Raw genomic sequence first — 8415 nt, forward strand, 5'->3', positions numbered from 1 at the left:
CGATAACACCCAGACCACCATAAGGAGCTGCACATGAGAGACGATGACCGACGACCGATTCGCGAAGAGTTCACGGTCGCCGGCGGCGCGCTGGTCGACAAGATCAAAGAGCTGGTGCGCCAGGGCAATGTCAGACGACTGATCGTGCGCCGCCCCAGCGGTCAGATCCTCACCGATGTGCCGCTCAACGCCGGCATCGGTGTCGCTGCCGTCCTCACCCTGCTCGCCCCGGTGCTCACCGCACTCGGCGCCATGGCCGCGCTGCTCGCCCAGTTCCGTATCGAGATCGAGCGTGACCCGGGCCAACCACGCGGCCCCTACCCCGACGACCGTCGCTAGTGTCCAGGCCTCGGGCGCGCCCGAGGCCAACCCCACCGTCTGTATCAACGAGAAACGGGAGATTCCGATGAGGCAGATCAAGATGAAGCAGATCAAACGCACCGCCGACTATACGATCTATCAGAAGCGCAGCGGACGCTATGCCGTGCACGTCCCGCACGAGAAGCGCTGGGTCAATGGCGAGGCCAAGGAAACAATCCTGCGCGATGAGCAATTGATCCCCGGCGCCGGCGCCCAGCCCACCGCCGACTAACCCCCTGGGGTGCGGCCCCGCGAAAGGCCGCACCCTAGCGCCCACCTCCCGTCACGGCCGGTTTGGTCGTATCATGTCGGCCTCGGATCACGACGAGCCGCTCTGCTCGCAACGGCGTCGCAGCGGCTCCACCAAGACGGCATGATCAAAAAAATCGCGATCGACCAGCTCCGCCCGGGGATGCACGTCCATGACCTCAACTTCGGCTGGACCGATCACCCCTATGTCCGCAACGACTTCCTGGTCGAAGACGAGACCGCACTGAAGCAGATCCGCAGCCTCGGTATCCGCGCACTCTACATCGACACCGACAAGGGCCTGGATGTCGCCAATGCACCGAGCCGCTCGGAGGTCGAGGCAACGCTCGAACGCGAGCTGGTCGAGGTCGTCGAATCCCCCCCGGAGCCACCCGCCCCAACCTCCCTCGAGGACGAGCACGCCCAGGCCCGACTGGTCCACCGCGAGGCCAACCAGTTGATCCGTGAACTGATGGAGGACGTGCGCCTGGGCCGTCAGATCGATGTCGCACGCACCGATCCGGTGATCAGTCGCATGGTCGGTTCGATCTTTCGCAACCGCGATGCGCTGCTCGGGCTGACGCGGATCCGGCGGATGGACCGCTACACCTTCGAGCACTCGGTCAACGTCGCCGTACTGATGACCTCATTCGCCACCACCCTGCAGCTCTCTGCCGAGTTGATCCACCAGATCGGCGTCGGCGCCCTGCTCCACGACATCGGCAAGACCCTCACCCCACCCGAGGTCCTCAACAAGCCGGGCCGGTTGACCGCCGCCGAGGTCGAGGTCATGCGCACGCATGTCGTCGACAGTCGCGATATCCTCGCCCGCGCCCCGGGGATCCCGGCAGTCGCCCTGGCCGTCGCCGCCGAGCACCACGAGCGCGTCGACGGTAACGGCTATCCCGACGGCAAGACCGGCGAGCAGATCACCCGTTACGGGCGAATGGCGGCGATCGTCGACGTCTACGACGCCATCACCTCCGATCGTGTCTATCACAAGGGGATGGAGCCCCACCGAGCACTGCGCAAACTGCTCGAGTGGAGCGGCCACCATCTCGACGCCGAGCTGGTCCAGCACTTCATCCGCGGTGTCGGCATCTATCCGATCGGCACCCTGGTGCGACTCGCCAGCCAACGGCTCGCCGTCGTCGTCGGGGCCGGACTCGGTGGCGTGCGCTACCCCAGGGTTCGTCTCGTCCTCGACATCCAGCGCCGCCGCTACCTCCCACCCGACGACCTCGACCTCTCCGCCCCCGCGAGCGGCGCCGAGGACGCAATCCTCGGCGCCGAGGACCCCTCGCACTGGGGCATCCGCGTCGAGGACCTACTGCACCCTCAACCCTGACCGCGGCCGTGGTGCCGCCAACCCCCGAGACCATCAATGGAGCGCCTTCACGGTGATCAAGAAGATCACGATCGATCAACTGTGCCCGGGAATGCACATCCATGACCTCAACTTCGGCTGGTCGGATCACCCACTCGCACGCAACGACTTCATGCTCGAGGACCAACACGCCCTGGCACAGATCCGCAGCCTCGGCATCCGCGAGCTCTATATCGACACCACCAAGGGTCTCGACATCGCCAACGCACAGCCCCAGCACGAGGTCGATCAGGGCCTCGAAGAAACCATGACCCAGGTCGCACTCACCTACCCCCCGGAGCAACCGCCGAGCCCACTGGCCACCGAGATCGGACGCGCCCGGACGCTACAACGTCAGGCCCTGGAGCTGATCCGCCATGCCATGGAACGGGCCGGGCGCGGCCAGCCACCGGAACTTCCCCCATTGATTGAGCTAGTGGCGGCCCTGATCGACTCCCAGGAGCGCAACCGCGACGCCCTGCTCGGCCTCACCCGGGTACGCCGCATCGGCCGCTACACCCTCGATCATTCGTTCAATGCCGCAGTACTCACCATCGCCTTCGCCCGCAGCCTCGGGATGGAGCGTCCGCGCATCGCCGAACTCGCCCTCGGCGCCCTGCTCCACGATCTCGGCAAGAGCCTGATCCCGGAGGCGATCCTCAACAAACCGGGCGCGCTCACCGACGACGAACTCGCGCTGATGCACGGCCACGTGCTGCACGCCCATGCCCTGTTGCGTCACGCCCCCGGCATGCCAGAGGCAGCGCTGGTGCTGATCGCCGAGCACCATGAACGCATCGATGGCTCGGGGTATCCGCGTGGACGGCGCGGGAAGCAGATCTCACGTCAGGGACGAATGGCAGCGATCGTCGATGTTTATGACGCAATCAGCGCCGATCGCGTCTACCAAACCGGTCTTGAGCCACACCTGGCGCTACGCAAGCTGCTCGAGTGGAGTCGCTTCCACTTCGATGCCGATCTCGTTCAACGGTTCATCCGCTGTCTCGGCATCTACCCGGTTGGCAGCCTGGTGCGACTCGAGAGTGGCCTGCTCGGGGTCGTGGTGCGCAGCGGGCGCAAGGGCCCACTGCAACCGGTGGTGCGGGTGTTCATGAACGCCACTCAGCGGCGCAACCTGAAGATGCATGACCTCGATCTCTCGGCCCCCGGGATCGGGGATCGCATCAGCGGCATCGAATCACCGGTACACTGGCGCATTCGCCCCGAGGTGGTCCTGCTCCATACCCTCGGTTAACCCCGCATCAGGAGACCACAGATGTCGATCCGTCATCGTCCATTGCTTAGCAGTGCCCTTGGCCTCGCGCTCGGCCTCGGCAGCCTCCAGGTCACCGCCACCGATGAGCTGAGGCTCGACGACAGCGCCCGCGAGGCCCTCGGGGTGACCATCTACAACGACGACCTGGCACTGGTGCGCGACCGACGTCGGGTCGAGCTCGATGCCGGCGAGAACCGCATCGCTTGGCGCAACGTCTCGGCCGAGATCCGCCCGCAAACGGCCTTGCTCTCGACCCCCGAAGACGGGGCACTGAGGCTGTTGGAGCAGAACTTCGACTACGACCTGCTCACCCCCGAGAGCCTGCTGCAGAAATACGTCGGGCGCGAGGTCGAGGTGGTGCGCACCAACGCCGCGGGCGAACGCACGCGCGAGCGCGCCCGGGTGCTGGCGGCTAACGGTGGCGTAGTGTTGCGCTACAGCGATCGTATCGAGACCGCGGTGATCGGCCATCTGGTCTACCCCGACGTCCCCGCCGACCTGCGCGATCAGCCAACCCTGGTGTTGCACCTCGAGACCGCTGACGCGGGCGAGCGCACGCTCGAGCTCTCCTATCTCAGCGGCGGACTGTCCTGGCAGGCCGACTATGTGGCCGAACTCGACCCCGAGCAGGGCGATCACATGACCCTCAACGCCTGGGTCACGCTCGACAATCGCAGCGGCGTGGCCTATCGCGACGCCCGCATCCAGCTCGTTGCCGGCGCACTCAATCAGGTACGCGAGCAAGTGATGGCCCTGCCGGTAATGCGCGCAGAGAGGATGATGGCCGACAGCGCCATACCCAAGCGCGAGCAGCTCGACGCCTACCACCTCTACACCCTCCCCCGGCGCACCGACCTGCTCAATCACCAGACCAAGCAGGTGGCGCTGTTCACCGCCGAGGCAATTCCGGTCGAACGCCTGCTGGTGGTGAGCGGACGACCGGTCGGCGCCCGCAACGGCGACGGCTGGAGCACGCAACCGGTGCGCACCACCCTGAGCTTCACCAACGACACTGCGGGACCAAACATGCCACTGCCGCGCGGAGTGATCCGGGTCTACGCCCAAGACAGCGCCGGGCACGCCCAGTTCGTCGGCGAGGACGCCATCGACCACACCCCCACCGATCAGCGCATCACCCTGACCCTCGGCGAGAGCTTCGATGTCACCGCCCGGCGCCGCCAAACCGACCTCGAACACATCGGTGACGACGGTACCGTCGAACTCGGCTTCGAGCTGGAGCTAGCCAATGCCCGGGAGGCGGCGACCACGGTCGAGGTGCGCGAGCGCATCTCCGGGGATTGGCAGATGCTTGAGGAGACGACTCAACACATCAAGGCCGCGGCCGACCTCGCGGTGTGGCACCTGGAGGTCCCGGCCAAGGGTCGTATCACTCTGAGTTGGCGGGTACGCATCGAGCGCTGAGACAACGCCTGCGCCCAGCGCAGAGGTTGGGTTGCCGACAGAAGATTGAACCGCCAAGGCGCGAAGAGCGCAAAGGGGCTCGAGTTGCAAGCGACCAGCAGCCAGTGGGGGTGTGCCCTCGACGACAGCACGGCTTGCCCGCATCCGTAGCGCACGTTCTTGGCGCCAGTGTTTGTGGGTAGCTAGCCACTGGCGACTGGCGGCTGATCGCTGGAGGCTCTTCTTCCCTTTGCGCCCTTCGCGCCTTGGCGGTTCAATCCGCTGGCGGCTGGCGGCTGGCGGCTGGCGGCTGGCGGCTGGCGGCTGGCGGCTGGCGGCTGGCGGCTGACTTGACACCTCCACCCTGGGCGGCGAGAATCGCGGCCCACTCCGAGGGGAGTAGTCTCCCGCGCCGCGCGCGGGGCATCCGTCAACAGACTTGGCGATCGCCATGGCGGATGCGGCCCAACGGGCTTGACGAGACCTCGAGCACGAACGCGACGGCCAATCCAATGGGCCGGGCGCGCGTCACCGTGTTCGAGTCTTGTGCCTGCGCCCGGCCCCGAGGATCCCTCCGATGCCATCACCCATGATCACGCGCTCGTACCGGCGCCCCGCCACGCCCCATCCACTCACCCAGGGGAACGCAGCGGAATGATTGATCTCACCATGATCTCGACCGATGGTGGCGCGATAGCGGCCACATTCGCATTGGTCGCACTCGCCGAAATGGGTGACAAGAGCCAACTAGTGTGTATGGCACTCGCCGCTCGCCACCGCCACTGGCCGGTCCTGCTCGGCGCGCTCGCCGCCTTCCTGTTACTCAACACCTTGGCAGTGCTGTTCGGCGCGGCACTCACCCAGTGGATCCCAGATCAGTTATTAGCCGCGGCGGTGGCGGTGCTGTTCGCAGTCTTCGGGATCGTCGCACTACGTACCAACGAGGCCGAAGACGAGGGCGATACGCAGCAAGTACAGCGTTCCGGGCACAGCATCCTGGTCGCCACCTTCCTGTTGCTGTTCCTCGCCGAGATGGGCGACAAGACCCAGCTCGCCGTCGCCGGCATGGCCACTACCCTGGCCCCGTTGCCGGTGTGGATCGGCGCCAACCTGGCGATGGCACTGACCGCCGCGCTCGGGGTCTTCGTCGGCTGCCGACTGCTCACACGGCTGCCGATCGTACTGGTGCACCGCATCTCCGGCGCGCTCTTCCTGGTGCTCGCCGTGGTGGCCGCGACCCAGGTGTTCTGAGCCGCTCAGTCGGCCAGCCAACCGCCGCGATAGCGCGCCAGGGTCAGACCCTCGGGGTCGATCGCGGCGGCTCGGCCGAGCATCAGATCGGCGATCAGGCGCGCCGAACCGCAGCTCAGGGTCCAGCCGAGCGAGCCGTGTCCGATATCGAGATAGAGCCCCGCACAACCGCTCTCGCCCAGGATCGGCGGACCGTCCGGGGTCATCGGACGCAACCCGGCCCAGGGCTCGGCCTGGCGCGGATCGGCGGCCTCGGGGAAGAGATCGACGAGCACCCGCTGCAGGGTCTCCAGCCGTCCGCGTCGTAACCGCAGGTCCATGCCACAGAGTTCGGCCGTGCCGGCCACCCGCAAGCGCGCCCCCAGCCGAGTCAGCGCGACCTTGTTGGTCTCGTCCATCAAGGTCGAGCGTGGCGCGGCCTCGGGGTCGAGCAGCGGCAGGGTGAGCGAATAGCCCTTGACCGGATAGATCGGTGCGCGGATGCCGAGCGGGCGCAACAGCCGCACCGCGTCGAGACCGGCAGCGAGCAGACAGCGATCGGCGACCAAGGGCCCGGCGTCGGTCTCGACCCCGGTGATCGCGCCGTCGCGGACACGCAGCGCCTCGACCCGCACCCCGTAGCGGAACTCGACCCCGAGCCTGGTCGCATGCGCCGCCAGCGCCTGGGTGAAACGCAGACAGTCGCCGGTCTCGTCATCGGGGAAGCGCAGACCACCGGCGAGGCGATCGGCGACCCGGGCGAGCGCGGGCTCATGACGGACACAGCCCTCGACATCGAGCAACTCGCAGCGTAGCCCGCTACGCTCGAGGATGTCGCGATCGCGCCGCGCCTGTTCGAACTGGGCTGCCGAGCGCAGCAGTTGCAGGGTCCCGCCCTGCCCGGCGTCGTAGTCGATCCCGGTCTCGGCACGCAACTCGCCCAAGGCGATCCGGCTGTACTCGGCCAGGCGCAGCAATCGCGCCTTGTTGCGGGCATAGTGACGCGCGCTGCAGTTGCCGAGCGTCGCCGTCATGAAACGCAGCATCGCCGCGTCCAGCCGTGGATGCACCCGCAGCGGGGCGTGCGGGGTCAGCAGCCAGCGCAGCGCCTTGAGCGGCAGACCAGGCGCAGCCCAGGGCGCGGCATAGCCGGTCGAGACCTGACCGGCATTGGCATAGCTGGTCTCCAGACCGGAGCCGGCACAGCGCTCGAGCACCGTCACCTCGGCACCGGCACGGGCCAGTTGATAGGCGGCAGTGGTACCGATCACCCCGCTACCGACGACCAGAACGCGCATCACACCCCCCTCCAGGCCCTCGAGTAACCGCTCTGGCATCACAGTGAACGGCCAGCAACAGTGACGTATAGACGACCTATTTGGCGCCGTTAATCGCAACATCAACGATTTTTCAAACAAATCGTACGTACCACTGCCGGTCGACCGAAACGGATCATAGGGCTAGGATTGGGCCCAACCGCCCCAGATCGTATCGCGATCGGTGCGATCTCCTCGCTGCAGATGAGAGACTAGTCCTTTGTCATCTTGCCTCAGCGGAGTCCGGTATGGACCTGATCGATCAACTCGCCGAGCGCCAAATCGAACAAGCACTTGCACGCGGCGAACTCGACACCCTGCCCGGCAGCGGTAAACCGTTGCCCCCCGAAGACCTCACCCTGGTTCCAACGCATCTGCGCGCCGGTTATCGGTTGCTCAAAGGGGCCGGATTCATCCCACCAGAAATCGAGGCCCTACGTCAAATCCGCGACACCGAAGCACTCATCAGCAGGGTCGAAGACCCACAAGTGCGTGCCGAGGCTGTCAGACGACTCAGACTGCTCGAAACCCGACTGAGCGAGGGGCGTGGCCACGGTCTCAACGCGGTCACCCGGATGCAATACCAGGACGCGCTGAACCAGGTGTTCACCGACCGAGAGGAGGATTGAACGGCAGGACCAGCAAGTATGGTCGCCAAGGGGCGTTGAACCGCAAAGACCCAAAGCACGCGAAGGGAAAAGACAGTCGTTGGCTGGATCGACGGCACTCTCAGCGTCGCTGCCCGGTGACGGGCTGAAGGATCAGCGGGGAAGCCGGAGCGACCATCGCGACGGACAGGTGGCAGGAAGAAGGGCAGAGCACGGAGCGCACATCCCCGACTCCCCTTGGCGATCTCTGGGCCTTCGCGATTCAATCTTTTCCGGCCAGCGGCCAGAAGATTGAACCGCAAAGACGCGAAGGGCGCGCAGGGTTTTGAATGTGGGGGGGCGGTCGACGTCCGGCTAACAGCCCCGTCGTTTGGGTTGCCGGCTTTTACCAGCGTCAACGTCTGCTGAGGAACGGCGATCGGCGCCGGGGCAGGAACCGAGCGCAGGCCATGCACTCGCACACACCGCGGCGTCAGCCGCGCCTCCCCGATATTCCTTCGCGTCCTTTGGGCCTTTGCGGTTCAATCTTTCCGGGTAACGGCCTTCAGCGCCGGGGCAGGAATCGAGCACAGGCCATGCACTCGCACACACCGCGGCGTCAGCTGCGCC

The 8415-nt window shown here is 66.3% G+C and carries 8 protein-coding genes and 1 riboswitch; of the genes, 7 read left to right on the forward strand and 1 reads right to left on the reverse strand.

Translation table 11 applies throughout. The features are described 5' to 3' along the window. Positions 1-33 precede the first annotated feature (33 nt). The 6 genes from HF203_RS08470 (at position 34) to HF203_RS08495 (ending at position 5903) form a co-directional block, all read left to right on the forward strand. A complete protein-coding gene (locus HF203_RS08470) occupies positions 34-339 on the forward strand; it encodes a DUF4342 domain-containing protein (RefSeq protein ID WP_168668633.1) in 306 nt (101 codons plus the stop codon). A 67-nt stretch (positions 340-406) separates the two neighbouring features. Then, the gene (locus HF203_RS08475) at positions 407-592 is read left to right on the forward strand and encodes a hypothetical protein (protein ID WP_168668417.1); all 186 of its coding nucleotides are present in this window, start codon (positions 407-409) and stop codon (positions 590-592) included. Positions 593-733: 141 nt separating this feature from the next. Further along, the gene (locus HF203_RS08480; protein WP_168668635.1) at positions 734-1957 is read left to right on the forward strand and encodes a cyclic di-GMP phosphodiesterase; all 1224 of its coding nucleotides are present in this window, start codon (positions 734-736) and stop codon (positions 1955-1957) included. A gap of 52 nt (positions 1958-2009) precedes the next feature. Then, complete coding sequence (locus HF203_RS08485; protein ID WP_168668637.1) at positions 2010-3230, forward strand: HD domain-containing phosphohydrolase; 1221 nt, start codon at positions 2010-2012, stop codon at positions 3228-3230. A gap of 21 nt (positions 3231-3251) precedes the next feature. After that, entirely contained in the window at positions 3252-4673 is a 1422-nt protein-coding gene (locus HF203_RS08490) for a DUF4139 domain-containing protein (RefSeq protein ID WP_168668639.1), read from the forward strand. A 357-nt stretch (positions 4674-5030) separates the two neighbouring features. Then, positions 5031-5128: riboswitch (yybP-ykoY riboswitch) on the forward strand. A 193-nt stretch (positions 5129-5321) separates the two neighbouring features. Next, positions 5322-5903: a TMEM165/GDT1 family protein gene (locus HF203_RS08495; protein WP_281349806.1), complete on the forward strand. Its 582-nt coding sequence runs from the start codon at positions 5322-5324 to the stop codon at positions 5901-5903. 5 nt (positions 5904-5908) lie between these two features. Here the strand turns inward: HF203_RS08495 and HF203_RS08500 are convergent, their stop codons facing one another. Beyond that, on the reverse strand, positions 5909-7180 hold the full coding sequence (locus HF203_RS08500; RefSeq protein WP_168668643.1) for a D-amino acid dehydrogenase: 1272 nt from the start codon (positions 7178-7180) through the stop codon (positions 5909-5911). Between the two features lie 266 nt (positions 7181-7446). Between HF203_RS08500 and HF203_RS08505 the strand changes: the two genes are divergently transcribed. Further along, complete coding sequence (locus HF203_RS08505; protein WP_168668645.1) at positions 7447-7827, forward strand: DnaJ family domain-containing protein; 381 nt, start codon at positions 7447-7449, stop codon at positions 7825-7827. Positions 7828-8415 lie beyond the last annotated feature (588 nt).

The organism is Marichromatium bheemlicum, from assembly GCF_012276755.1.
Lineage (GTDB): Bacteria > Pseudomonadota > Gammaproteobacteria > Chromatiales > Chromatiaceae > Marichromatium > Marichromatium bheemlicum.

What these genes read in the sequence shown, in the direction of transcription:
- HF203_RS08470 (WP_168668633.1), top strand. Translation starts at nt 34, where the DNA reads ATGAGAGACGATGACCGACGACCGATTCGCGAAGAGTTCACGGTCGCC.
- HF203_RS08475 (WP_168668417.1), top strand. Translation starts at nt 407, where the DNA reads ATGAGGCAGATCAAGATGAAGCAGATCAAACGCACCGCCGACTATACG.
- HF203_RS08480 (WP_168668635.1), top strand. Translation starts at nt 734, where the DNA reads ATGATCAAAAAAATCGCGATCGACCAGCTCCGCCCGGGGATGCACGTC.
- HF203_RS08490 (WP_168668639.1), top strand. Translation starts at nt 3,252, where the DNA reads ATGTCGATCCGTCATCGTCCATTGCTTAGCAGTGCCCTTGGCCTCGCG.
- HF203_RS08495 (WP_281349806.1), top strand. Translation starts at nt 5,322, where the DNA reads ATGATCTCGACCGATGGTGGCGCGATAGCGGCCACATTCGCATTGGTC.
- HF203_RS08500 (WP_168668643.1), bottom strand. Translation starts at nt 7,180, where the DNA reads ATGCGCGTTCTGGTCGTCGGTAGCGGGGTGATCGGTACCACTGCCGCC.
- HF203_RS08505 (WP_168668645.1), top strand. Translation starts at nt 7,447, where the DNA reads ATGGACCTGATCGATCAACTCGCCGAGCGCCAAATCGAACAAGCACTT.